Source organism: Pseudoalteromonas obscura, assembly GCF_030135505.1.
Taxonomy (GTDB): Bacteria; Pseudomonadota; Gammaproteobacteria; order Enterobacterales; family Alteromonadaceae; genus Pseudoalteromonas; species Pseudoalteromonas obscura.
The window spans coordinates 77347-103182 of sequence record NZ_JASJUT010000008.1 but is presented as its reverse complement, the minus strand read 5'-3'; the positions used below and the strand labels follow the sequence as shown (position 1 = coordinate 103182).

The 25836-nt window shown below is 40.8% G+C and carries 23 protein-coding genes and 1 riboswitch; of the genes, 19 read left to right on the top strand and 4 right to left on the bottom strand.

Annotation, left to right across the window (positions count from 1 at the left end; all coding sequences use genetic code 11):
- Both QNM18_RS17640 and QNM18_RS17635 read left to right on the top strand, forming a co-directional pair.
- Positions 1-1419 carry a TolC family protein gene (locus QNM18_RS17640; RefSeq protein WP_284137982.1) on the top strand — a complete coding sequence of 473 codons (1419 nt, stop codon included), beginning with the start codon at positions 1-3 and terminating at the stop codon, positions 1417-1419.
- Positions 1419-2465, top strand: a complete 1047-nt coding sequence (locus QNM18_RS17635) for a zinc-binding dehydrogenase (protein ID WP_284137981.1) — start codon at positions 1419-1421, stop codon at positions 2463-2465. Before QNM18_RS17640 ends, QNM18_RS17635 begins: the two co-directional genes overlap by 1 nt.
- A 34-nt stretch (positions 2466-2499) precedes the next feature.
- Here QNM18_RS17635 and QNM18_RS17630 read toward each other — a convergent pair whose 3' ends face one another.
- Entirely contained in the window at positions 2500-3021 is a 522-nt protein-coding gene (locus QNM18_RS17630) for an acyloxyacyl hydrolase (RefSeq protein ID WP_247687171.1), read from the bottom strand.
- Positions 3022-3259: 238 nt separating this feature from the next.
- On the opposite strand from QNM18_RS17630, the gene QNM18_RS17625 reads away from it, so the two are divergent.
- The 17 genes from QNM18_RS17625 (at position 3260) to QNM18_RS17545 (ending at position 18674) form a co-directional block, all read left to right on the top strand.
- A complete protein-coding gene (locus QNM18_RS17625) occupies positions 3260-3898 on the top strand; it encodes a Tgt2/MlaC family protein (RefSeq protein WP_284137980.1) in 639 nt (212 codons plus the stop codon).
- A gap of 806 nt (positions 3899-4704) precedes the next feature.
- Positions 4705-5325: a hypothetical protein gene (locus QNM18_RS17620; RefSeq protein ID WP_284137979.1), complete on the top strand. Its 621-nt coding sequence runs from the start codon at positions 4705-4707 to the stop codon at positions 5323-5325.
- A gap of 446 nt (positions 5326-5771) precedes the next feature.
- A complete protein-coding gene (locus QNM18_RS17615) occupies positions 5772-6227 on the top strand; it encodes an NUDIX hydrolase (protein ID WP_211008449.1) in 456 nt (151 codons plus the stop codon).
- Between the two features lie 784 nt (positions 6228-7011).
- Positions 7012-7872, top strand: coding sequence for a hypothetical protein (locus tag QNM18_RS17610; RefSeq protein WP_284137978.1), 861 nt, complete (start codon positions 7012-7014; stop codon positions 7870-7872).
- Between the two features lie 382 nt (positions 7873-8254).
- A complete protein-coding gene (locus QNM18_RS17605) occupies positions 8255-8701 on the top strand; it encodes a hypothetical protein (protein ID WP_284137977.1) in 447 nt (148 codons plus the stop codon).
- A 109-nt stretch (positions 8702-8810) separates the two neighbouring features.
- Positions 8811-9233, top strand: coding sequence for a hypothetical protein (locus QNM18_RS17600; protein WP_284137976.1), 423 nt, complete (start codon positions 8811-8813; stop codon positions 9231-9233).
- 736 nt (positions 9234-9969) lie between these two features.
- On the top strand, positions 9970-10293 hold the full coding sequence (locus QNM18_RS17595) for a hypothetical protein (protein ID WP_284137975.1): 324 nt from the start codon (positions 9970-9972) through the stop codon (positions 10291-10293).
- Between the two features lie 410 nt (positions 10294-10703).
- Entirely contained in the window at positions 10704-11741 is a 1038-nt protein-coding gene (locus QNM18_RS17590) for an alpha/beta hydrolase family protein (protein ID WP_284137974.1), read from the top strand.
- A 658-nt stretch (positions 11742-12399) separates the two neighbouring features.
- On the top strand, positions 12400-12993 hold the full coding sequence (locus QNM18_RS17585; RefSeq protein ID WP_284137973.1) for a Crp/Fnr family transcriptional regulator: 594 nt from the start codon (positions 12400-12402) through the stop codon (positions 12991-12993).
- Between the two features lie 175 nt (positions 12994-13168).
- The gene (locus QNM18_RS17580) at positions 13169-13600 is read left to right on the top strand and encodes a hydrogenase (protein WP_284137972.1); all 432 of its coding nucleotides are present in this window, start codon (positions 13169-13171) and stop codon (positions 13598-13600) included.
- 129 nt (positions 13601-13729) lie between these two features.
- Positions 13730-14218: a GNAT family N-acetyltransferase gene (locus tag QNM18_RS17575; RefSeq protein WP_284137971.1), complete on the top strand. Its 489-nt coding sequence runs from the start codon at positions 13730-13732 to the stop codon at positions 14216-14218.
- Between the two features lie 415 nt (positions 14219-14633).
- Positions 14634-14957, top strand: coding sequence for a hypothetical protein (locus QNM18_RS17570; protein WP_211008458.1), 324 nt, complete (start codon positions 14634-14636; stop codon positions 14955-14957).
- A gap of 288 nt (positions 14958-15245) precedes the next feature.
- Complete coding sequence (locus QNM18_RS17565) at positions 15246-15623, top strand: DUF6713 family protein (RefSeq protein ID WP_284137970.1); 378 nt, start codon at positions 15246-15248, stop codon at positions 15621-15623.
- A gap of 1034 nt (positions 15624-16657) precedes the next feature.
- Positions 16658-17104, top strand: coding sequence for an energy transducer TonB (locus QNM18_RS17560; RefSeq protein ID WP_284137969.1), 447 nt, complete (start codon positions 16658-16660; stop codon positions 17102-17104).
- 182 nt (positions 17105-17286) lie between these two features.
- The gene (locus QNM18_RS17555) at positions 17287-17547 is read left to right on the top strand and encodes a hypothetical protein (protein ID WP_284137968.1); all 261 of its coding nucleotides are present in this window, start codon (positions 17287-17289) and stop codon (positions 17545-17547) included.
- A 375-nt stretch (positions 17548-17922) separates the two neighbouring features.
- Positions 17923-18255, top strand: a complete 333-nt coding sequence (locus QNM18_RS17550; protein ID WP_284137967.1) for a hypothetical protein — start codon at positions 17923-17925, stop codon at positions 18253-18255.
- 83 nt (positions 18256-18338) lie between these two features.
- On the top strand, positions 18339-18674 hold the full coding sequence (locus tag QNM18_RS17545; protein WP_284137966.1) for a hypothetical protein: 336 nt from the start codon (positions 18339-18341) through the stop codon (positions 18672-18674).
- A 262-nt stretch (positions 18675-18936) separates the two neighbouring features.
- Here QNM18_RS17545 and QNM18_RS17540 read toward each other — a convergent pair whose 3' ends face one another.
- The 3 genes from QNM18_RS17540 to QNM18_RS17530 are packed head-to-tail and all read right to left on the bottom strand — an operon-like array spanning position 18937 to position 25172.
- Complete coding sequence (locus QNM18_RS17540) at positions 18937-20163, bottom strand: DUF1552 domain-containing protein (protein WP_284137965.1); 1227 nt, start codon at positions 20161-20163, stop codon at positions 18937-18939.
- Positions 20164-20192: 29 nt separating this feature from the next.
- Positions 20193-23363 (bottom strand): DUF1592 domain-containing protein, encoded by a 3171-nt coding sequence (locus QNM18_RS17535; RefSeq protein WP_284137964.1) that lies wholly within the window; start codon positions 23361-23363, stop codon positions 20193-20195.
- Positions 23364-23375: 12 nt separating this feature from the next.
- A complete protein-coding gene (locus tag QNM18_RS17530) occupies positions 23376-25172 on the bottom strand; it encodes a cellulose binding domain-containing protein (protein WP_284137963.1) in 1797 nt (598 codons plus the stop codon).
- A gap of 230 nt (positions 25173-25402) precedes the next feature.
- Positions 25403-25485, bottom strand: a riboswitch (cyclic di-GMP riboswitch).
- Between the last annotated feature and the right edge of the window lie 351 nt (positions 25486-25836).

Sequence of the window (25836 nt, the reverse complement as noted above, 5' to 3'; positions counted from 1 at the left end):
ATGCGAGCAATTAAACTGTCTATTATAAGTCTTGCTGTGGCTTCTGTGGTTGGGTGTACTAGCACATCGTATGAGCAAGATGTAGCGGCAAGTCAGCAGACGTTTAACACCAAAGTTGAAAACACGCAGTCACTGGCAGCAGTGACTATGTCTGATGAAGCCAACTGGTGGAAGCAATTAGATGACAATAATTTAAACCAATTGGTGGCTGATGTGATGTCAGCCAATCAAAACCTAAAGGCTTCTGCAGCGCGCTTGCGCGCTGCAATGGCGGGGTTAAGTGAAGCGCAGCGTGCACGTTTACCGCAAGGCAATGTGAATATTGCTGCGCAAAGAGGCACGACTTTACTTCCAAATGGTACGCAAAGTAGTGTTACTGAGTCACTAAACGGTGGTGGAACGCTGACATGGGATGTTGATTTATCTGGGCGCATTGCGAAGCTTGCCAACGCGGCGTCAGCGGCAGCTGAATCACAGCAAGGGCAATACCAAGCCTTAGCGGGCGAGTTAGTGACAACCAGTATTCAAAGTTATTTACAATGGCAAGCACTGCAGCAGACTCAGCAGTTAACAGAGGCACAGCTGAAAGCGTTGGAAGAATCCATTGCGATCATTGAGATCCGTGTTAAAGAGGGCGTGGCGACCGAGCTTGAGCTTAATCGTACCAAGTCACAATATTTTGAGCATAAACAGCGGCTGCCACAAATAGCGACTGAGCTTGCGGAGGTTGAGCAAACGTTGGCTGTGTTAACCAATAAATCGACAGACAACTTAGGCCTACATGCACTTAGTAAATCGCGCTACGAACAGCTCGCGATTACTGTGAGTTTGAGCTCTGCCTCAGATGCGTTATTACAACGTGGTGATGTGCAAAGTGCTATCGCAACGTTAAAGCAACAAAACTATTTGTCGCAAAGTGCTGAGCGTGCTTTATACCCAGATATTAGTTTTTCGGCGTTTGCGGGAGTATTGAACCCAACGGCTATAAACTTTAGTGATACCCAGTCAAATTGGCAGGCATCACCTACCCTGAGTTGGTCGCTGTTTAGCTACCCACAACTGCTGGCTCAGCTAGATAGACAAGAGGCGATCACACAGGCCAGCTATTATGACTATCGCCAAAAGCTTACCAATGTACTTGCGCAAGCTGAGTATTCACTCCGGGCTTTATCTCAAGCAAAAGTGCAGCTAAATTATGCACATGAGCAAGTTGTAGCGGCAGAAAATGCGTATTTACAAGCGACTGCAGGCTATAAAGAGGGACAATTGGGTTATCTTGAGTTGTTGGATGCGCGACAAGATGTTTTAATAGCGCAACAATCGCAAATGGCCATGAGAAATATGCTACTTAGTTCGTCGGTAAGTGTATATGGTGAATTAAACGGACAATGGTCTAAGGCTTTAGTTGCGAGCATTTAATGCTCGCAAACGCGCCACTTTTGGAGAAACAAGCAACTATGTCTACCGAACAAACTAAGATGAAGGCCTTGGAGCTTCGCTCACATGGGCTCGACTTTGATTTAGTCATGAGTGAGCAGGCGATGCCAGAACCAAGTAGCAATGAGCTACTGGTAGCCATTGAATATGTGGCACTCAATCACTTAGATGCGAGAATGGCAAGAGATGGGTTTAGCCAATGGGACTATCCGCATATTTTGGGCCTTGATGCCGTTGGCACTGTGGTCCAAGCAGGCAAAGGGGTATTTCCTAAAGCGGGGGCGCGGGTTTTATTTAATGCCAATTTGGCCCAAAAAGGGATGCTAAAGGAATTTGCCGTAGTGCCAAACCACGCGGTGTCTGAATTGCCAACGGGTATCAGCCCTGAGGTAGCAGTTATCCTACCTAATGCTGGTATGGCTGCGCTACTTGCGATCGAAAAGTTAAAGCTTACAGAAGGCGACTCATTGGCAATTAATAGCGCACAAGGGGCGGTGGCGCATTTTGCAATTCAGTATGCAAAGCAAAAAGGCGCACAAGTGTTTGCGTTTGCACAAAAGGAACATCACAAAAGGCTGCGTAAGCTCGGTGCAGATTTTGCCTTTGACTGTGAGTCAGAGAGCGTTTGTGATCAGATTAAACGTGAAATAGGTCCTGAAGGATTCGATTGTATTCTAAATACATCAGGTGGAGATTCTTTTATCGAAGACCTGAGACATTTGCGTTTTTGTGGTCGTATTGCCTGTTTAAATGGTTTTGGTCATATTCCAGAAGAGCTGCTGTTTGAAAAAGCGCCAAATATTGGGGTGGTGTCAATCGGCGGAGCTTGGCTGGCAAACAACTTATGTGCGCAACAGCACTTATGCTTTATGGGTCAAAAGCTACTAGCGGATGTGAAGTCAGGGCAGCTTAAAGTGCCTGACATAGAGCTCATAGAGTTTAGTGCTCAAGCCGTCAAAGATACTTTGTCGTGTTTGCTCACCTCCTCGTGTCAAAAGCGACCAGTGATAAAAATAGAACACGTATAATAAAAAGCCACAATCTAGGTTGTGGCTTTTTCGTTTAGAATTTTGCTGAATACGATAAAGATAAAAAGTCCAGCCCAGGGTTGGGGCTTTTAAACCCCGCGTTAGAATAATGAATGTACCGCATCGCGATATTGGCATCTCCTAAGTCATAGACAAAGCCAAGTCTGTCTTCAAATTGATAGTGAGTGCTGACGTTTTTGCCTGCAAATTGTGTATCTTCTAATAACGCTACGCCAATGCCAAATTCAATAGATAAAGGCTTATTGTAAACGGTAGCTATGGGGTATTGGATAACAGGGGAGACGGCCAATACAAAATTTTGATCATACTTACCGCTGTCGCCAAACCGCCAAAAGTTCACGCTTGATTCAAAATACATATTAACGAGGTGCCAGCTCTCTGGTAGCCAGTCATTGGTATGATATTGATATGCAAGCTTAACACCTCGAACATCACCCTCACCATGAATGTAATGTATGCCATAACCGTGGGATGTACCGGCCATTGCCGAAGTCGACAAGGCTAAAGAAAAAAGAAGGCTAGGTATGTGTTTCATAGAGTACTTCTCGATAACCATTTTGATGTATTTTGCGCGTTCTTTTTGTGTCTAAATAGAAGTAAAAAAGCATCTAATTGGTGCGCTATTGGCATCATTTTGATAGTCGTTTGATTTTATTTGATATTTTCAATTTGTGCCATTATGGCATCAATCATTTGAATTTTTGTTGACATATTTATCAGTAAAGGGGGTGTACAATTATCTTAATCGCACCTTAACGACGAAAGAGAACATCATGACTAACGACTGGTTAAAAGCACTTACTTTCATAGTTGGACTGGCAATGAGTTTGAGCATATCTGCGCATAGCCAACAAAGTGTGGCGTCGTACGCGCAGCTTGATACTTTGGCCCGTGATTTGAGCTTACAGTTTATGGATGCGACACAACAATTGGCTGCACTTCCTGACGTAGAGCGAGATCAAAGGGCGAAACAACTGGTTAACGCACAGCTCGTTCCTCATCTCGACTTAGAGTTTTCGTCCTTAAAGCTACTTGGCAAACATGTTAGGGGACTAGATAGGCAGCAAACTGCAGAGTTCACCAAATTGATAGAATCTCAGTTAGTAAACATGTATGCGCAGGTGCTTATTGACTATAAAGGGGCTGATGTTGCGTTAAAGACCTTGCAAACCAATCAGGGTCGCAAGTTTGCCGAAGCAGCAGTTGAAATAGAGAAAGCCAATAGCGAACGTTCGCAATTGATTTTCAAATTTAAGCAAGACCCACAAGGTCAATGGCGAGTTTATGATGTGGTTTCTCGACAGGTATCGCAGTTAAGTGTAAAACGTCAAAGTTTAGTATTAAAAATCAGCAAAATTGGCTTTGAACAACTAAATCATGAGCTTAGACAGTCACAAAGAAATGAAATTTAGTTGGTTGGCTCTGGAAGGATACTAAAAAACCTACCCCAATTTGGTACTCAGTGTACGTGTTAAATATTATGAAAACGCCGTTGCAATCGTTTGACTTAAGCATTGTCATATCAAATAGCCCTAAAGGGAATGAGCGAAGAAAAGTCGTGCGGGAACCATTTCTATGCGAATGCAGAGTCTTTTACTTTGACCTAGCTAAAAATATACTCAATTATTTGTCACCTTGATATATAACCCTCTTTGCTGGTTTCAAAATCAATCTACGGAGTACCACTTATTGCCATTAGGTGGTGCTTTGCATCTCAGCCTTCCACTCATTTTTCCTCCTGTTACTAAATTTGAGATAAAGTAAGGGAAGTTCATGTTCTTTCATGTGAAAATGTGTATGACGGGCCAGTTAATATCGCTTCAAGTTCGAGCTGAAGGCGTAATTGAAACAGTATGATTGAATCTACCAAGTGCGAGTTTTAGCTCTTTGCTTGGTGAATTAAAAAAAGGAAAAATGTTAAAACGCATCAAATAGTCATAAAGTTAAATGCAATGCTGATTATTTTTCCTTTCCTGCACAGTTAGCATCTCAATTTAGTCGAACAGTCATATAAATAGCCTAGCAAGAGCTTTAAATTTAAGTGGTACTTGCATCTTAAAGCGTCCACAGGTACGGGCTGGTTACGAGATGAATTTAATTGCCAATATTGAAATAAAAAAGTAAAATTGGCATGGTTTTAGGCACGCTAAAATATGTCGACTAGTAAGGTTTTTGGCCGCTGTCGCGCATATTCAGCCGCTTGTGGGGAGTAATACATATGGCTCGAAAAATAGACTTTTCTACCTATTCTCTTAATGATTTGTATCTGTCTGCTCAGGCAATTGATCGCGATAAGTACCCTGAAAGGGCAAAGGAAATCGATAGGTTGATTGCTGAAATAGAAGAGTCGAATCCATATGCACACATGAAAAAAATCTCATTTAGTACCTATCATAACAATGCGATATACAGCATGATTATGTTTGTGTTTTTTGTCTTAATTCCAGCTGTTTTTACATCAGGATTCTTATTTAATGGGTCAATGAGCCTCATATTTGCGCCAATTTTCACAATAGTTTATGGGTTTACCTTATTTAAATTTTGTCGTTTGGACGTGCCTGATACTGTGTATGATGATGGAGATGCTTTATTGTTCATAAACAATAATAAACAGCGACGGGTAGAACTAAAAGAGATAGTCAAAGTGAGGCATGAAATGTGGTTTAGGCACTTGATACGACTTGAAGTACGTGCTGAAGGAGCATCCGAATCAGAATGCCTGTTTATGCCAGATACGAATTCCAAGCTTTTTTCTGTCAACCCTATAGTCTGTGAACTAAATAAAAGAGCAAATGCAGCTAGACGCGCTAAACAATCAGAATGTAAGAGGCAACGCTGACTCTTATCGTTCTTGTGCCTGCTCTCCATATTGTCGGCTTTTTGATTTAACCTGGCGTACAAGCATTTATTCTTTACATACTCAGAGGTTATGACTTCACATTCAGCTTGCTATGGAGCATGCGATAATTTCGAGTCAACACAATATTTGTAGAAATTCACAGTATATGGCTCTATCCATTGACAGGTGATAAGCCGACAGCTGTGTGAGGGATTAAGCATGCACCGAGAATAGCCAAAAGGAGATGCAGCTCGGTTTCGAACCAACGTAAATTACGCTGTTAGCGGGTATTGGGGCGTTAAATATTCAAAATACAGCTGTTAAGGTACTAAAATTATTAAATAAATTTATTTTTATTGGTAGCAGATGTTGGTTTTGAATAAATGAAAACTCCGGAAATTCACGCTAGTGTACAATTATGAACTTGGAAACATTGGAGTAAAAATTTGAAAACAAGACAATGCTCAAGGTTAATGATAGTGAATGGTCAAGATGAATTGCTGTTGTTTCAATACAAGGACGAACATAAAAGCGAACCATTTTGGGCCACAGCTGGTGGAGAATTGAAAGAAGGTGAATCCTATTTAGACGCAGCCAAAAGAGAGCTGTATGAAGAGACCGGCTTAACCAATGAAATCGGCGAGCTACTTATGGAGCGTGAAGATATTTTTGCCGTTGCGCGATCTACCCCAGCAAAATGGCAAGAAAAGTACTATTTGGTAGGGTGTGCGTCTAACTGTAAGGTGTTTGCAGCCCAGTGGACTGAAGAAGAAAAGTCTACAATCCAAAAATGGAAATGGTGGTCGCGGAAAGAAATGGACCAGGCGGGTATGGATTCATTCAAGCCTGACTGTTTACCGGCGTTATTTGATAAAATATTAAACAGCAAATCAAATGTATAACAAACTGTTTAATAATGTAGAGTTCAGAAGGCTGGTTATACGCTTCACTTCATTTTAATGCTTGGCATTATATAAATGCAGGAGGCCGTTGATTGGACCTTTTCGGAATGTATTATTTCACCAACGTAGCGCCACGGATGAGTGAACGGTGGATAAAGCCTATGTTAAGCTGAACAGTCCTCGCTGTTTTTAGATTGATAAGTGACTTTACAATTCACTTGTTTGAGCCAGAACCAGACTTTTTTATCATTTTGTCGAATCTAGGTACTCCACTATCCAATTTCAGAATTGATGAGGGTAATACACGTATCAGGCGATCTGTTGGCAAGTTCATCGAGGAACAATTGATTACGTCTTAGCCAAGTAATATTGGGTGCGTTCAAAAACGATCATTTGACCAGCCTTGAATGTTAATGGAGGCACCTAAGTTCACCAATCTAATTTGCTCACGAACATCGGTTCAATCAACGCGTAAGATAGAGTTAGCACAACAGAAGAGGCGTGAATGGAAGCGTTAAGTACTAAGTCGGTCGATTTAGGGCTGAGCGGCGCACAATTGAACCATACGTTTAATATTGTTTTTGAAAACAAATGACCTCTTAGTATTCCGGCCTAGTGCGGTAAGTGAAAGTTTATTGTTATCCAATTGGTTTTGGGGTAAATAAATTAGATAAAACAATGCTTTGTGTGTCCATCATATCGGTTTAAAATATACGTATCTGGGGATTTCTCCGAATCGTACCTAATGTGCTTAATATAATATTTCAAATAGAGGAGTAGCCACTTGGTTAGAAGCATTTTCAAATTGACATTCGTTTTAGTAAGCGTGATGTTTTTCGCGGAAGCATCGTTTGCTTTACCAAGCAAAGAGACTCGTGCCGTAATCATTGAACCATTTCCATATGCAGAAGGTGCTGCACCGCAAAATATAATAGATGAAATGGATATAGAGAACGAACTTCCAAAGCTTACATTTGAGTACTTTAATAAGATAAAAGCATTTAAGAGCATTGCTTTAGTTGACACAACATCTGAATTTGATGCGGACATATACATAAAAGGAGAAATTATGCACACTTCTGGAGGGAGTGGGGCCGCTCGGTATTTTGGTGGATTGGCTGGCGCAGGAAGGTCATCACTTATTGTTGGTATTAAGGTATATGATAAGGACAATAATTTAATTCATGAAGGAGTCGTAAATCAAAATGGCGCTAGAGGAGGAAGCATTTTTTCAGTTTGGTCAAACAAAAAGAATATAACTTCAGCAATGAATGCAATCCCCAAAAAGATTTTCCTTTCAACTGTGGCCGGAGATATAACCACGCCAGAAGGCATTGTGCGCGCACTTCAATCAAAAGATCCTATAGCTATACAAGCTGGGGCAAAATCAGCCAGCAAGCATGAACTGTACCTGAAAAAAACTGTGACCGACTCAATGGAGATGGTTTTACTGGAATCGTTAACAGTTAATACAAAAAATAGATACTATATAGATGGTGTAGCATGGTGTGCAATTAACCTTGGCGATTCATCAGATAAAAAATATATCCCAACTCTAGAGAGTGTTCTCGCTAGTGAAGTAAATAAAAAAATAAAAAAACATGCCAAAAAGGCACTGAAGAAACTTAATAAGTTAAAAGCGTAAATACTTTTAGGCTATGGGGTCGCTCGCGGCACATAACCAATGCATAAACATGGGGTCGTACTACTGTAGTGCATTTTATTTATGCATTTTATTTATGAATTTTAGGATGCTTATGAAACGAGGTTAAGCAGTGAATAGCATGGTAATGATGCCTCCATGTAACTTTTACTTTGCTAGTTAATAACTGTTTTAACAATGTTTTTTTGGCTTGAGCAGAAAAACAATGTACTAATGGAAAGCTGATAAAGGTTGTACTCATTTGTTCTGTTATTTTATACGGTTTGCATAAAACGCCATAATTACTCGTAATCTCGGCATCATGGGGAGAAATAAAATTAGTAAACTACTTACGAAAGAACACAAATTACTATTCGTATTGAGTATGTCAGTGTTGCTTGCAATTTTTATTGTTAAGTGGGCAAATGAAGATAACCTAGTTTATAGACCACTAATTCAAGATATGCGTTTGGTTGATTCGGTTAAAATTGCAGATGTCTTAGATCAGGAACGCATTTACTATTATACCGATGTTAAAAACCATATGCTTTATGTCAATCAAGAACAGTCAGAGCTAGCTCGAGTCTCACTGGCTAAAATTGGTTATGTCATTGAATATCCGGAAATCACTAAACATACTGATCTGAATAAAGCTTATGATGCATTTATCAAGCAAAAAAAATTAGAAGAAGAAGCTGTTAAAATATGGCAAAGCGCATGGTTCTTTAAACTAGTTAAGTTGGTTATTGGGGGACTCGTAATTATTGTTCTAATTCTTGCGATTATCCGTCCTGCTCTTGCATCAATTATCTATGACGAAGATGAAAAGTAGTTGTAACCAAGGGACGTAAAACAGTTGGTTACAGCTTCTTATTTGCTAATTTTAGCAATGTTCGATACGCCCTATATAAACCGTAATATATTTATTGAGGTGTGATCTTTTGGTCCAGTATAAAAATAATCAATTAGCCTGCGGTGTGATTGTTCTAGGTGTGGTAATTTCCATTTTATTGTCGCCATTCGATAAATATTTCTTTGGAAATTTTGCCTTTTTTTGGGGGCCGCAAGCGATAGTTTTAGTTGTATTGGCATCGGCTAAAATGAAAACTGAGCTTATTGCTGGGGCCTCACTAATAATGCTCATTTATTTATGTGTATTTTATTTCTTGGCAAAAAATTCGGAGCCGATGATTTGGTTATTTTATATCTTCTCTTGCCCTGGAATTTTAGTTGGCGCATTTGTGATTGGTTTTATTACACAAGATGAGACTGCTTCCTCGACTTTCCGACTTTTCGCTTATGGCTTTGGCTCTTCATTTATAGGGCTATTACTAAATGTCGCAGTGATTTATTTTGTGTCCTAATTACTTAGGCATTTTTGACCGGCGTGTAAAGTATTGTTGGTATGATACTACTTTAAAAATGGTTAAAGCATTATTGGCGTTAATGGCATTTTGGCGATAGGAATAACGAATCTAGGCGCTGTTATGCGAGCATTGTGGGCGAGCATATAGAGCGCCCATATCCGATTGGTTATTTATTCTTTCTGAGATACACGATATAGTGACTTTACAAGGAGGGTGGTGGAGAACTGAGGGGGAGCTTGTTAAAATGAGAGAGCTTTTTGCTTCGCTCAACTCCTGCATACTGCTCCTTTAGTAGATTGATAGCGCTTTATAAAGACGGAGAGAATTATGGCAATGTTTAGTATTTGCTGTCCACTTGATGATTGTCACTTTGAGCAAAAAGACTTACCTCCGATAAACAATCATCTAACCTCGTTAAGTTTAGTTCATCGGCGTAAGAAAAAGCTTGAATATGTTGATTCTGACCTATTTCGAATCTTTAAAATTCCGAAAGAATTCGAAAAGCTAATGTACGCATATGTGTAATAAAATCAAATTATAAGGCACAAAGCAGCTGTCTCGATTTTTACACACAATAGCAAAAGTATCGGCCAATACTGATTGCCTTTCTTACCAAGTATCGATTGTTAGGAATAAGATGAAAAAAGTCCATTAAATGAGTTAGGATGCGGGCGTGAGCTTTCCACTAGCGGCAAAGAACTGTGGCTGTAGAGCACATGCGATAGGTTCTTTCATGATGAATCTTTTATCATTGAGAGTATGGCGAATAGAGTCATTGAAATCGACGGTGAACTCATTAATGAGCCGCTTAATTTCTTCTGCCTGTTTGGCGAGATGGTTAATGGGGCATAAGGGGACTTTGGTCAGTGTTTCCAAAGTTTCGATGATTGCTTATTTGGAGGGTTTGGCATTGAATTTCCAAGTACCATCGTGTGGAAAAACTTCTTGGCAACTGAAAAGTTGTTACCTAATTTCTGTAACGACATCGTGGCAGCAATTCAATCAGTTCATGAGCGTCAGTCATGGTATGAAGGCACACAACAAGCGATACAGCTAGTAATTGAGGATAAAGACTAATAAGGCCTTTAAAACCAAGTTCATAGGGTTTGGCATCGCATTATTGTAGTAAACACTTTACTTTCCATTTTTACCTCCTCTTCAATGACAAATATTTAAATTAGAGTTGTCCAGTTTTGCTCGATATACAGCAGGTGTCAGATCGCCAAGACTGTCATGTTTGCGTCCTTCGTTACGACTCAACCGTCAATGCTGATCACTTCTTTCACTTGAGTGAGTTTTTTAACTTTTTAGATTGCATCACCACAAGCATCGCTAAGGTTTTTCAGCAAAGGGAGCTGCGGCAAATGTGACGACCCAGCTAGATAAAGCGTTACGACTGCTCACAGTTTCTCACATTAAAAGCATTTATAGTTTCACTGACTTTATTTGCTAAGGAAACAGCTCATCATGAAAAAGTATAATTTTTGGGTATTATTAGTCGTATTTATTTTCGTCTCTTTATTATCTGCTTGTAACAACAATCAGTCGCAACATGATCTCCAATATACAACGCATTCCTTCGATTCACTCAACCATCAACTCGTTGGTCGTCTTTATAAACCAAAACATCATACGGCATTTGATCCAATTGTCATTTTCGTTCACGGTGATGGTGCTATGGACAGCATAGCTAAGAGCTTTTATCTCCCGATAATCGAATCATTAGCCGCTAAAAATATTGCTACTTTTTCTTGGAACAAACCGGGGGTTGGCGAATCACAAGGCAATTGGTTATCGCAATCTATGAAAGATAGAGCTACTGAAGTACAAGATGCGATTCAATATCTTCGTGTAGCGGGTTACCAACAAAGCCAGATTGGTTTACTTGGTTTTAGCCAAGCAAGTTGGGTATTTGCAAACTTGCACAATGAAACGCAACTCGATTTTATGGTGCTTGTTGGCGGTGCGGCTAATTGGTTGTCTCAGAGCCAATATAGTATGTGGATCCGCTTGGTGGATGAAGGAACAATTAGCGCTGACGACCTAGCTGCAATCGAGCGTATTAATCAGCTAACCGCCAAAGAGTATCAGCTAATAAAAGCAGGGTATGACCATTACCTCGCAGCCCCACTGCATCAGGACCCTTACATGCCAGAGCCGATAAAAGATGAAGCGCGATTTAACTTTGTTAGAAAAAACATTGATGCAGATGTCTTTGAAGGCTTTAGTAAACTTAATCTTCCCATGCTAGCCATATATGGCGACAGTGACGTGCATGTCGACATTGAACATAGCCAAGTTGAATTTGCGCATGCTTTTGCAAGCTCAAGTCAACAGTATGCCAGTCTAGAGCAGGTGACGATCCGTAATGCCACACATGGCTTGCTGAGACCTGATTTACCACTAGATGCTCTATTTTCTATAAAAAAGAAGCATTTTTCTCCTAGTGCAATAGAAACCATGGTCGAATGGATTGATTTAAAGCGAGAAACCAGTGAAAAATAACTGTTGCCGCTAAAACTGAAATAACACTTGTGAATTGTCTAGGTTAGGTGCTAAACATACTCGCCCAAGGACTTTGGCAATTCTCTTGTGCCTCATGTTGTTTTCCACAAAAGAAGTATAAATAAGCCCTAACAAATTGATTAATAGTAAATTTAACAGGAGGCGTTGTGCTACGTTTCTTCGAACTCAAAAATCGATTTACAAAGACTTGTCAATTATTAAGGCGTTCAAGTTAAGGTGAAAATCGCATTACTTCCCGGATTTGATGGCACTGGCTACTTTTTCAGATTTGCTGAAAAAGTTACCTTCGACTTTAAGTGTTGAGGTGATTTCCTATACGACTATTTCATCTCTATCATGCTACGAGCAAGCCCAAGAAATCACAGCCCTATACCAGGAATAAGATATCTTTAACTCTTATTAGGTTGTTGAATTTAGAGGGTTGTTCTTGGAAGTGTTTTGCAGCGAATTCGGCAAAGCTATATTTTACGATACTTATAACTAGGTATTGTGCAATTAATTAGATCATCGTAATCTCACTTCATGACAGGGGGAACTGATTTGTAGCAAATGGCGTTTCGCTCTTTATCGAACTGTATAAACATAGTTGACAACGAATATAATAAACCAGTGGACGTTTTTTAAAAACTATAGCTTTATGAAATACTTTAAAAAAATGATTGAGCATTATATCCCTATCAATGATGATGAGTGGGCCGATGCGTGTGCAATATTTGACATAAAACATGTCAAAAAAGGAACTCGGGTACATCACGCTGGTGAAGTATTTAGTGAGATATGGTTTATTAAAAGCGGATTAGCGAGATCATATTTAAATGACATGAATGGCAAAGAACATACTTGGCAGCTCTATTTTCGTGGTAAAAGCAAACATGGTTTAAACCACTTTATGGACGATAGTGTCAGTTTTTATGAAAAAACAGGATCAATGCTCAATTTTGAGACTCTTGAAGATTCGGTTTTTTATGTTGCGCCTTTGGAAGCGCTTGATAAGTTTATATCACACGATAAAAAATGGGGGCGTTTAGCAAGAATATGGATGCATAACACCTACTACTCGGCAACATATAAACGTGTTCTGTCTCTTATGTCAGAGACTGCTGCCCAAAGATATGATCGTTTGCTTGATGAATACCCATTTATATTTAATCAAGTTAAGTCATATCACATCGCTTCTTATCTTGGTATCGCCCCCCAAACATTGAGTAAATTAAAAAATGAATCTAGGTGAATGAACTTTAGTATTTCGCTGTTTACCATGTGTTTTTTCTATGGAGGAGATGAACAGTGAATACCTTTCAAAAATTTAAATACCAACAGAGGCAAAGTTCCCAGCCATACATTCGACACGTCTGGAATGCAAGTTGCGACAATGAGGCTAGTGTCATGTGTAAGTATGGAGCGTCATGATGGAACTGACACAAATAGGTGCACAACTCATCTTTATTGGAACCGTCTTTTTTCTTGTCGGTTTAATACAAGGAGCCCTGATACCGTCCGTGAAAAATTCCCGGATGGCTCTTTCTGGTCACTTAACTGCTGTCCAATGCGCAATGGCGCTGGTTATTTTTGGTGTTATCTGGTCTCTGGTTGAGTTGCCTCAATCTTTAGACATTTTTGTGGCTTATGGCTGCGCATTGGGTTTCATACTTATTTGGCTAGGGATAACTATTGCGTCTGTGGCTGGTGCGAGTAAAGCACTGCCAATCGCTGGCGCTGGGTTTTCAGCTACCGTAATAACCGAACTTACGGTTAAGATTATGGTACGTACAGGGTCTCTGCTATCACTTATTGCCTGCAGCTTGTTGGTTTTTGGATTATTTCCAATACTTTGGTAGTCGTAATAGTTGCATAACGACGTCATCCAACCGACCTCTTTGGGTTTGGCACTTGATTGCGTCAGTCCTACCCCTAGAACACTCTGAAAATCATCGGCTGATGGCGGCGTTATACGTTCGAGGAATCGTATGATATTTAAAAAAATAGAAGAAATACATTGGAATAGGATTTTAGAAATTCAGGATGACTCTTATCAAGAGGTTGGCGCTGAAGAATTAGATGTACTCAAAAGTAAAAATGCGGTTGCTCCTGACACTTGCTTTGTATGCGTGTCAAAAAGCGGAGGGGTAGTCGGGTACTTATTATCCCACCCATGGAATGGAGTTTACCCTCCAAAGCTGTTTGAACCATTACCAAACATCACACACTGTGAGTATTTATATCTTCATGATATGGCTATAAGCCCTCAATCAAAGGGGAGAGGAGTTGGTCGTGCAGCAGCCTTAAAACTATTTGAAATAGCAAAAAATAAAGGAATGAATAAAGTAGTGCTAGTTGCGGTACAGGGCTCGGAAAGCTTTTGGTCGACAATAGGGTTCCAAGAAGTTAAAGGTGTCAGTGTATGTTCAAGCTATGGCGAAAAAGCGCTTTTAATGGAAAAAGTTTTAGCTGTATAACATGAGGTTGCAGCCGATTGCCACGAGTACCTCCATTATCAGAGGTTAAACGTTGCGTTAAGCGTACCAATCGGATTCATTGAAACTATAAATTTTATTGTGGTTACTATAAAAATGAATGTTTAGGAATATACTAGACCTTGTAGAGTGTCTAATTTCATTTGTTTGACTAGAGTGGATAAATTTACGCGGAAATACGCATTTGGAAGATAGATGGTTTAAACATAATTAGCCCGTTGTTTTGTCTTTGCGGTGCGACTGGGCTGTCTTCTGGACACTTACCAAATTAAATTTGTAGACTTAACGAGTCATTTAAACATTGAACTTAAAATAGCTGGCTAATATACCTTCGTTGTTAATTTTGCTTGCTATTTTACGTCGTTTATTCAGGTTTTAGCTTTCAAAGAGGATGAAAATGGCTACAGATAGCGAAAATACAGTGCTTGATACTGAAATATCAAAGCTCTATCTAAAAGTATTAGAAGATCCCAAATTAGATCTGGAACATAAGAAAGTCCTATTGGATGAGATACGCAAGTTGAGGCCTGCATCAGAAAACAGGTGGAATTTTCGCTGGGTAATTTGGGCGTTGGCGCTTGTAGCAATAATATCACCAGTCGCTTCTGCTATAGCCTTAATTTTTAGCAAAGAGCCAAACATTTCGGAAGGTGTTTTGGCTCTATCTTCAACTGCTGTAGGCGCTCTTGCTGCTTATGTAACGTCAGGACTAAAAAAGTAGATTTTGAGTAAATAAAGAAAAGCTGACAAGCCACTATCAATAGGGTCAGAGTCGTTGATTTCAGCGCGGGAATATCAATAATTATGTCGTTTCTGTGATGTAATACAAATAATCGTCAATTCTCGATTTTTGCAGGCTGTTTTGGCGTTGAAAATACGGGGTGTGGTTGTTATTAAGTTGCTAAAAGTAATAAACAAAGTTTGCTTGATATGGTGTATATCTCAATTGTAGTTAAGAGAGATATCCGTGAATTCACGCTAAGATGTTGTTATGTACCATGGAGGACGAATGAGAGACGGAGCTTTCTACTTGGGGGTTGGCTTTCTTTTTACACATGAATTAGATGCCATGAGAAACAATGAATGGCTGGTTTTACCAATTGTTAGTTGGTTACCCCCTGATATAGCCGAACTGACTTTTGTCCTAACTCATATACCGTTGTTTGCGATTTTAGTGGCTTTGATTGCAAGCCCGGATGACAACGTGAGATTTAAAACTAAGTTTTGGCTGTCTACGTTTCTCGTAGTGCATGGCATTCTGCATGTTGCATTTATGGGGCATGATAATTATGAATTTAACTCTTGGGTTTCTGACCTACTAATTTTCGGTGGTTCATTATGTGGAATAGTTTACATTTTTCTTAGTAAAAACAAACCTAGTACATAACAAGTCACTCAGGCAGAGCAAAGGTATTTGACTTTTGTTGATGCGCTTGGGGAACCTATCATAAAGGGTCTTCTAATCAGATTTATTAAGCGCACGTATAGCAGGGGGTGACTAACTTCCATCATCACGTAGTACTTTCGCCGTCTAACTTCTTTGCCAAGAATGACTGTCGATTACATAGTTCTTTCCTGATTGTATTTTTCTGGCGACTCTATTGAACATAATGGTGAGTTTCTTTCCAATGAAGAAGTTATATTGCTTTATGACAAACTCGCTGTGGGGTTGTTCAGGGCGAATGATCCAATATGGCACCAATCAACAGACGAGACACTGTATTCAAATCTTGTTTGACAGGTTACTACTAAACAAGAAAACAAAACAGCTGGCCTATGTTTCTTTTCAGCTCATTGTAGCAAAGTATATTTTCGCCCAGTAGTAAAGCGTTAGTTTCCTATTAGTGTATGTGAATTGGTTGAATTATTAACAATAAAGACTTCAGCTTTTTGGAAAGCTTATATTGGAGGCATATCTTTGGGAGCTTTGGAATATGGCTAATGTTTCACGTCGTGGTCTATTCTATTTTTCATTATCACTAGTAGATTGTTGTATTAAAAAATAATAGCGGATGATAAAAGGGGGTTAGTTTTTAATACTCAAACTAGAAGAATATCCAAGCGAAATACCCAAGAGGCATATCCAACAAATCTCTGAGGGTGATTAATTTTATGGATCAAGATATATTAAGGTTTCCTTTCGAAATGGTATTACAGTCAATAACAATACGCCTATTCAGTTTTTGCGGTAAAACTTCTCGAAGTGTCGTTAATTTGACTGTGTATATTTTTTCGTAAAACTCTAATAAAATTGCAAATAAGCTGAATTAAGTAAGGTTAAATAGAAGAAAGTTGCTAATAGAAGCAGCTAACAAGCCGCTAAATTAAGGTTCACAAAAGCGGTCATACCATTTGCGGAGTAAATCGCCCGCCTGCATTTGGTTCACATTAGTAGCGGGCACTAGAGCTAAGGAAAGAGCTATGAATAAAACCAATATATTGATACCACTGACACTTTTTTTGACTGCGTGTACATCAGCACCTGACATTGAAGAAGTTCAAGCGAATTATCTAGACCTGTCATCAAAAGAGCAAGTTAAACTTGTTGAAGAATACTGGACTATTCTTAAAAGAGTTGAACCAAGGTATCCGATTTCAGCAGCTAGAAATAATATATCTGGCTGTGTTGATTTGATTGTTGGCATTGGCCAAAACGGAAAAGTCAAAGGTTATAAAGTCCGCTCTTCATATCCTAAAGGCGTATTTGATGATCATGCAGCGGCGGCCCTATTCAAGTGGAAATGGAAAGCTACTGAAAAAAATAAGGATAGTGCACCTGTTTTAACCTCCGTTCGTTTGGACTTTACTACAAGCAGAAACCCAACTGATATTGAATATCTTAAAAACTGTCCAATCAGTGAAATTTAGCACTTACAAAGTCGTAAACGTGGACAAAAAGTTCGTGCTTTTTGTGCCGTTTACGGCAAGCGTCGGTTTACAAGGAGAAATATATGAGTATGGATGTAGCCGTTTGAGTTACTTGCCTCGCAACTTTACCCGCAGACCTTCCGCACCCAGATGACTGGAATATTGAAACGTGGGATGATTTCATGTCGTACGTATATTCAAGCCCTAAAGTGGACTGGCAGATTGTACTCGAAAAGCTTGATGATATTGAAAAACCTACGGCTCAAGCGTTAAAGTTGATCCCAGGTTTAAAGCATGGTTATGTTCTTTCTTTAGAGCCGATTGGTGCCGATGAATTAGGGTTAAAAATTCTGGAAGAAGCAATTCAATCTTTGGCAAATAAATGTAATGGTGCTGTCGTTGAGTGGCCTTCAGGTACTAGTAAGATTGGCCCAAAGTTGTAAACTAACAAGCAATTAAATTGGGATGAAAACTCGCAGGCTTTTTCGTTTTGCTCAGTATCAAAGGGGTCAGAGTCGTTGATATCACGGCGGGAATACCAATGTTTAGATAATCAAGGTGCCGCATAGAAGGTAACCGTCAGCGGTTTTATTTTCACCTATTTATACGTCTGGGTTGGCCGTTTGAAAGCGTTAAAACCCATTGTTTCAGTTTGGCGAAGCTATAATGTATATTGGATACATTAAATGAATGTGTACAAACGATTGAGCCCATGTGATTATTAGGACTTGTAATTTATTCTGTTCTTTTGGTATTTATTCAGATTATTTTCCCCAGCATATACGGCTAGAAAATTGATTGGCTACAGGAGTTTTTTCTTGGAAGAAAGTAACGCTTTTTTTATCATTTACTCTGTTTTTCACGGAGCTGCGGGTGTAATAGGTGTAGCAAGTATTGTAATTGCCTTCGTAGCAGCATACAAGTTTAGCAAGGTTAAGCAATTACCATGGGGAAATGTATTGCCTTACTCCTTATTAGTTTCCGTTGGGCTTTCAGTTGCGGAGCGGGTAATTATCGACTTCTTTTTGGAACCTTCAACTGAAAGGGTTGTATTAGCGGAGAGTATATTTCTTTTTATATTGACCATCCCTTATTTGGTGGGCTGTATTGCCATTTATAAAATTGCTGGCCATATTAGTCAAATTGAATAATAAAGCTCCTAGTAGCTTCCTTTAGAGTGCGTTGTGGACACGCGAAAAGGCCATTTATATTTACATTCAAGTGAAAAAAATGGTTGACCTATAGTGAAATTTTTATTCTATCACTAGCTCTGTTTTCGATAGTGTCGGGTGCCCAAGAAAAGCAAAACACAGGCATTAAAAATGTTGGTAGCGCTTGTTTTGAAGAGCCAGCATGGCCTAATAAAAGTATCAACCGACATTTGTGCATGTTTGAGTTAAATACCGTAAATCCTTTCTATCCAGAAAATAGGCGCATGGAGGTTATTAAGAACTTTGCTAAGTCTCAACACCCGAAGTGTGAAGTATCTGATGGTATTGAAATGATGGACCCAAAGGCTGACATTGATCATGCGATGTTTTTGATTTTCTTTCGTATAAGTTGTGTTTAGCACAGCCCTGTTCAGGCAAGAAAAACGAGTTGACTATTATCACGTTTCACTATTGAGCTAACACATTTATTGCCTTCTATTAGCGTATTATTTTTCACTTCGACTTGATGATTATATTGCTGCTTTAATTTCCTGCTTTTCCAAACGAATGTTGTGTGGAGGTCAGGAAGAACAGCTGCATGTGGTTGCTTTGAAAGTGATTTCACTAAAGCAAAATTAAAAGCCCCTTTATAAAGGAAAGGGGCTTTACGGAGTTCATCTCCTAAACAATAATCCCAGGGATCTCCTTACCAAACCCAAGGTCAACGCCACAGGCTTTAGCTGCCGTATGCAGCACATCATGCTGGTTGTAACCTGAGCCCATATTACTGACTACACCTCGGTTTATGCGAGCACCGCCACCGGCAATGAGGTATGAACATGGGTTTGCAGAGTGTTTATCTGCGTGTCCCATATCCGATGTTTCTAGCACTACGGTACTATCCAGTATGCCTGCCGCTTTTAGCTTTTGGATCAAGTACGCACTTAAGCTGCCTAGATGGCTGCGCATTTCGGTGTAATAGGGGTAGTTAGGTTGGCCGTTGCTCCCGCCATGTATTGCATTGTGATAGTGGCCTTGGAAGTTCAACTCAGGGATACGGAATTCCGCTTGGTGGTTACCAAACGCCAGAGATATAGAACTGGTCAAATTGCATTGCAAAGCTGCCACGGCAATATCTGCCTGTAAGCGTGCTTGTTGACTGAATGTATCAAAGGTCAAAGGGAATTCAGTATTATCTGGGGCAATACCACAAGACACACCGCCATATAGGTCATCTAAGCGGCGCTGGGTATCGGAAATTGCATCGAGATGGTCATTCATCCTTTGAACTTCATAACCTGCGAGCCTGTTTTTAATCGCATTGGCAGCCGACATGTGCGCATTCATAATAGGCGTTTTACTATTGCTGCCTTGTGAACTGCCGAACACCATTTTAAAGACGGTGAAAGGGTTCTCTTGGAATGGCAAATGATTACGGTTGTCTTTAGTTAACTGTCCTTGGCCATTGCTGTGTACACCCAAGTTAAGATAGCGAAATGGTAGGTTTGGACCTAACGCATTGCCCATTGTGACATCATAACTATCACTCCCCCAATTTTGAGCAAGCAGGATTGGCATTCGGCCATGACCTGCGTTGGAGTGTGACATATTGACCATAAAGTTACATTCGGTTTTGACCGGCTCATAGCCGGCAGACATCACGCCCAGTTGCATGCTGTCGCCGCTTCCCGTAGGGTTCCAAAGTGATGATATCGATCCACCAGGTATATAAATCGAAACCGTCTTATTTGGTAGTCCAGCACTTTGTGCATCTGCATCTCTTGCATATAGCAAACCTGATACCAATGGAGAAGTGCGGAGCAGGGCGGTAGAAATCCCTGATGCCATAAACACTTTTAATAGTCTACGGCGCGACATCATCATGTTATTTAAATGTTCATCTTTCATTTTATTAACCTTCTGTATTGTGGCCTACACTATTCATTTCTTGACCAAGCCTTGCGATAACGCACAGACTTTAATGAGCCAAATTTCTCTAACATGGCTCTTGGGCTGTTTTGCATCATGGCGTCTTTGAGTGTATCTATTTCGCACATGTAGCCTATTTGTTCTGTTTCAGATAGGCGCCTATCTTCTTCGCTAGTTGGGTCGACTGAATCGTGACCAACTCCCATAACGTAGCGGAACATTTGCTGTGGTAGGCAGCTTTGAGCGGAAGATAGATCAGCGATCACAGCACCTAATTGCTTTGTGCCATTAAATGGGATTGACTCACTGACTTCTGCGTATTTCTCAGGCGCGAAGAGGGTGCCAGACGCATCTATCGTATTACCATTATTATCAGCACTTCTCACTTTGCCCACCGCGTCAAAGTCTTCCATTCCGAATCCCATCGGGTTGATATACTTTTCGTGACAAGCTGAGCAAGGTTGGCCTTCTGTTAAGCTGTGATACTTCAGTTTGTTCGTGGTTGCAGGGTCTTGCAGCATATCGGACAGTTCAGCCAGTCTTTGCTCTCGGGCTTCAAAAGTCCCCGCTGGTGGATCGGGTTGATCCTGACACAGCATACGGCGGCGTACGCGCACTGAGCGTAATATCGGGTGTGATTCGGCAACTTCAGCCCAGCGGGACATAAATGCACCATTGGCTAATATGCCACCACGCTCTGTGGTATCTACCTTTTGCAACTCGTCACCAGTGACACCCGCTATATTGTAGTGCTCTGCCAATAACTGATTTACAAACGTGTAGTTAGCGGTATAAAGGGAGCTGAAACTTTCATCAGGCTGGGTCATGATGTATGAAAAGGTTTCACTCATCTCGGCCTTCATTGCCGGCACCAGTGCAGCAAAACCCGGGTAGAAGTTTTGATCTTTGGTTGCGACTTCTAAATTACCTGTGCCTAACCAGCTACCAACAAAGTCCCCAAGTACAGATTTGGAGCTATCAGCAAGACGGTTAGCGTGGGCAATAATATTGGCTTCATCACGTAACTCATCACGCTCAGCTGCCTGCCAAAGTTGTTGATCTGGCGTTGAACCAGTGAATGTATAAGATAAGAAGGTCGCCATTTCCCATGAAGTAAGCTCGAAAGCATCCGCATCTAGCTCTGAGTTATCGGGGTTTGGCTCACCTAGTTCGTGTCGATAGATGAATTGTGGTGAGGAGAGTAGTCCTTCCAAAGCGAGCTTCATGCCAGCTTCAACATCTCCGCTGTGGAAAAATCCAGTGGCTATCATTTTGTAATTTTGTGACTCATCTTGCGTTAATGGACGGCGGAAGATTTGAGGCGCAAGCTCGTCAACCAGACTGTTGGCACAGTCTTCATTAATCGCTGAACAGCTTAATGCGGGTGAGAAATTATTCTCAGCCACCCATTCTGATAGCTCTTCAGCCACTAATAAGTAATTACTGTAGTTGGATGGTTGCACACTGGCATGGGTATTGTTGATGAAAAAGCCGACTTGAGAATCTGGGGATAAACCATCAGACACAGTAAAGTCTACACCTAGCAAGTCCTCGACCGTATTTTGGTACTCAGTTTGCGTTAGTATCTTCAGCTGTCTTGCCCCATATGCCACAGGTGCAACGCCTACATCACAAGTCAAAGGTGCTGGCCAAAGTGTTTGTAGATACGCAGCGATATCTGCTGCACATTGCTCATCACACGCACTAGGTGTGCCATAAGGCATAGTGGTGACAATGGTATCAATCATGGTTTGTATATCTCGCTCAGTATCAAGGGCTGGGAATGAGCCCAAGCCACCAGCTTCTGAGCCGTGACAACCTGCACACCCTGATTGATATAGTTGCATGCCTCGGGCAACGGGATCAGTTTGGGTGACAACCACACGCTCGATATTACTTGGCTCTGAAGGTACTGAGTTGTTGAGAGCAATGACTTTGTAATCAAACTCGCCAGACTCAGGTAAACCGGATTCGAAAAAGTTTGAGTTAGATGCCAGCTCGGCAGCGGTTTGCCAGCGGCCATCAAGACTTTTGAAACGAACCAGATAATCGGTCTCGTTATTGCTGTTGTCGCGCCAATTCAATTGCGCTTTGCCATCGATTGATAGCACACTTGCATTGAGCTCTGTGGGAGCCGCTGGCTTTTCTGCTATTGCAACAGGTTGAAAGCTATCTTGCTCGGCAGACAAATAAGTGAGATTGAAGTAGACAGGTACAGATTCACCAATACTGGAGAGGTTAGCGACAACACGTAAAGCTTCTATACCGTAATCCATTTCAAAACTTTTACTGTCGATAATCATGGGTGAAAGCGTGCTGATATTGACCTTGCCAGTAGCAAGTTTGACAACCAACACATCAAGACTTATCTGTTGATTAACCCCATGTAAGCTCATTTCACCAGTCACATTTTGAATAACTGGCTGGCCAATTTCTAAATTACTTAACAATGCATTGTCTATTTCAGCACTGAAGTAAGCGACGGGCAGTAAATCTGTCTCAAAGAGTAAGTCTAAAATTCGACTGTTTCTGATATCCACACCAGTCGAAATGGTACTTAGATCAACGGCCAGCTTTACTTTACCATCGGCGTCGATACTGCCAGACAGCGCTGGAGAGTCATCATATTGCGTAACGAATTGATTGAGCTCTGCAACGTGATCTTTTTTTATTGATACATAGCTCAGTAAAGAGGCTGTGCCATCGAGTTGCCATAAACCCGTTTCTGTCACATCATCGGGTGGTGTTGGAGGTTCTGAGTTTGTGCAAATATCGCCACTTAAAGTCAGGGTCACCATATCGGTTAAACCATTTTTATTGGCGACAAAACCCAAGCCAAATGACTGATTGGCATGTATCGTATGGCCTTGCGACGTAATGGTACAACCTGTGTTATTGCAGTCGAAATTACCATTCCAGCTATTTTGCAGCGACACACCTTGATTCCACGTGAGCTCGAGAGACCAATCATTAAGGTTTTGATCTGACTGATTTTCAATGACGATCTCAGTTTTAAAGCCATTGTTCCAATTGTCTGGAATAGTGAAAGAGCATTGTGCTGCGTGAACAAAAGAGGCACTGGTGAGTAGGCTGACACAAGCAGCGAACTTAGCAATTTTAGGCGTGCTAAGCCAAGCATCAGTCAGGGTAAAAAAGTGTGTTAAATTATTGCGTTTCATCTTCTTTCCCTCCTATTGCTGTGCTTCAAAAATGAGATTAAAGCTCACGGGCACTGCATAACTGATCACAGACAAACTCGCCAGTGTTTTAAGCGTTTCAATGCCTGGCTCCAAGCCAAAGTTTGTTGCGTCTAATACGATTGGTGTTAGGCTTTGCACCAAAATTTTATTATTCGCAAGACGTCGAATTACAACTTCGGCGTTTACTTCTTTTACAACGCCAGTGAGGTTGAGTGTGGCTGAGATGGATTGCTTTTCAGTGCTACCAATGGGGAGTGCAACTAACGCTGCATAGTCAATGGAGAGCAGGGCTTCGGCGGTTGGGAACGACTCGGTATCGAATAAAAATTCTTTCATTCTGCCATCACGGGTATCGTTATTGGTATCAACACTGGTCAAATCAATAGATAACCTTGCTATCCCCTCAGGTGTAATACTGCCGCTGATATTGTGAAACGTGTGTGACTCAACGAGGTGCTGTTTTTTAGTCGAGACAAAATAAAGCTGGGAGCTTTGAGGGCTTAATACAAATGGCCCGCTTACAGGTGGAGCCTCAGGCTTTGATACTTGAATACTAATAGGGTCACTCACCGTGCTTATTACCCCGTCGTTGACCATCAGCGTGACAGAAAATACACCTTCTTCTTCAAAAATATAAGTAGGGTTTGGCTCGCTTGAAGTATGTCCATTGCCAAAGTCCCAGCTATAAGTAAGGGTGTCACCGTCTAAGTCTGAGGATTCACTGCTATCAAAGGCCACCGATAATGGGTATTCACCTGATGTGGTAGAGGCTGAAGCAACTGCTAATGGTGCGTGATTAATATCACCGTCTAATGAGCATAAACCGCCAAGAGAAGGAATTGCTGGAGTGTCATTTTCCTGTGCTTTTTGGGCATTGAAGCCAAAATTTAAACTCTGACCAGAGTTTATTGTGCCATTGTAGTTTTCATTAATGATTTCATAAGGGTTATTTCCACTGTGGCGACCATGCCAAACCCCTGTCAACTTGGTGTTATCTGAAAAAGCCATGAGTACTTTCCAGTTTGAAATGGCAACCGCTTCAGTATTGGTGATAGTGACTTTGCCACGAAAGCCTGAGATCCACTCTTGTTCAACTTCAAAAGTACATTGCGCCGATTCTGGCTGAGCGTCACTAATCGTGACCTGTATTGGGGCAGCAGGGTAGTCATTTGTACCATCATTGATGGTTAAGGAAACTGAATAAGATCCTGCTTGCTCAAAGATATGCTGCGGGTTAATGTCATTTGAGTCGTGCCCATCACCAAAATCCCAGCGATAACTCACATTATCTGACGGTAAATTTGTCGCTTCGCTGGTAAAGTTGATTGTTGCGGGGGCTGTGCCTTGATTTTCAGACGCTGACACTACAACCTTAACGTCATCATTTTGTGAGCTTCCCTCACAAATACCAAATAACCTTGGTGTAGTAGCGTCCTGTCCATCACTTTTTTTGACGTTAAAGCCAAACGACTTGGACGAACTTGGATTGATAGTATTATTCCAGCTCAGGTTTTTGAATTGATATGGACTGTTACCACTCAGTTGAGCTCGCCAAGCATTATTGATTGACTCACCGTGATTAAATTCCAACCCTACTTCCCAGCCATTGATGGCGGAGTCAGTATTGTTATATACGGTAATTTCGGCGGTATAGCCACTTTGCCACTCATTTTTAACCTTGAACTCGCATTGCGCAGCCAAGCCGTGTGTGGGATGTCCCAAAACCATTAAGCAGAGACCGATTTTTAAAATTCGGCGATGCTTGCTATTGTATCTATGTTGTCTCATGAAAATTCCCCGAAACATTGCCATTTGACATGTTATTCCTTGCTGCTCATCGCTGAATAAGCGAACGACCAGATCTCACAGGCGTCAATAGCTAGCGCAATAATCAGGTATAGTGAAAAACCATGGGCTGGGGGTATGACATGATATGTCATAGGCGTGAATACCGATCGGCTACGCAACGCGCATACGAGCCAAAAGTATGCACATTGTCAGCAATATAAGCGTTGGCATTCAGCAACCCCGCTATCTTAGTTTTCACCTTAGACCGGAAGCTTTGCGTCCCTTTCTTTCAAAAGGTTTGCTATTTTAAGCCTGTTAAAGCAAGTTAGCTTAAAAGCACAATAACCGCAAAGCCCCAACAGCAACTTTCACAGTATTTGCACATTTCACCTCATAATGCTCTACAAAGCCATACAAAATGCTCAGACTTTCCTTGAGAAATTTATATAAATTAACGACTTGCTTTTAAGTGGCAATATGGTGGCAGAATTTTAAATAAGGGCACTATTTTTGCTGGTATACAAATAGTGTCGGTGAATTCAGTAGTGGCAAAAGTGAATTAGAACCTTCCATAAAAAGGAGTAAAGCTGTTAATTAGCCATAATCAGCTTTGTGCATATCTCTTTATAGATATTACCTGACACATCTTCAAAATTTAGCCAAT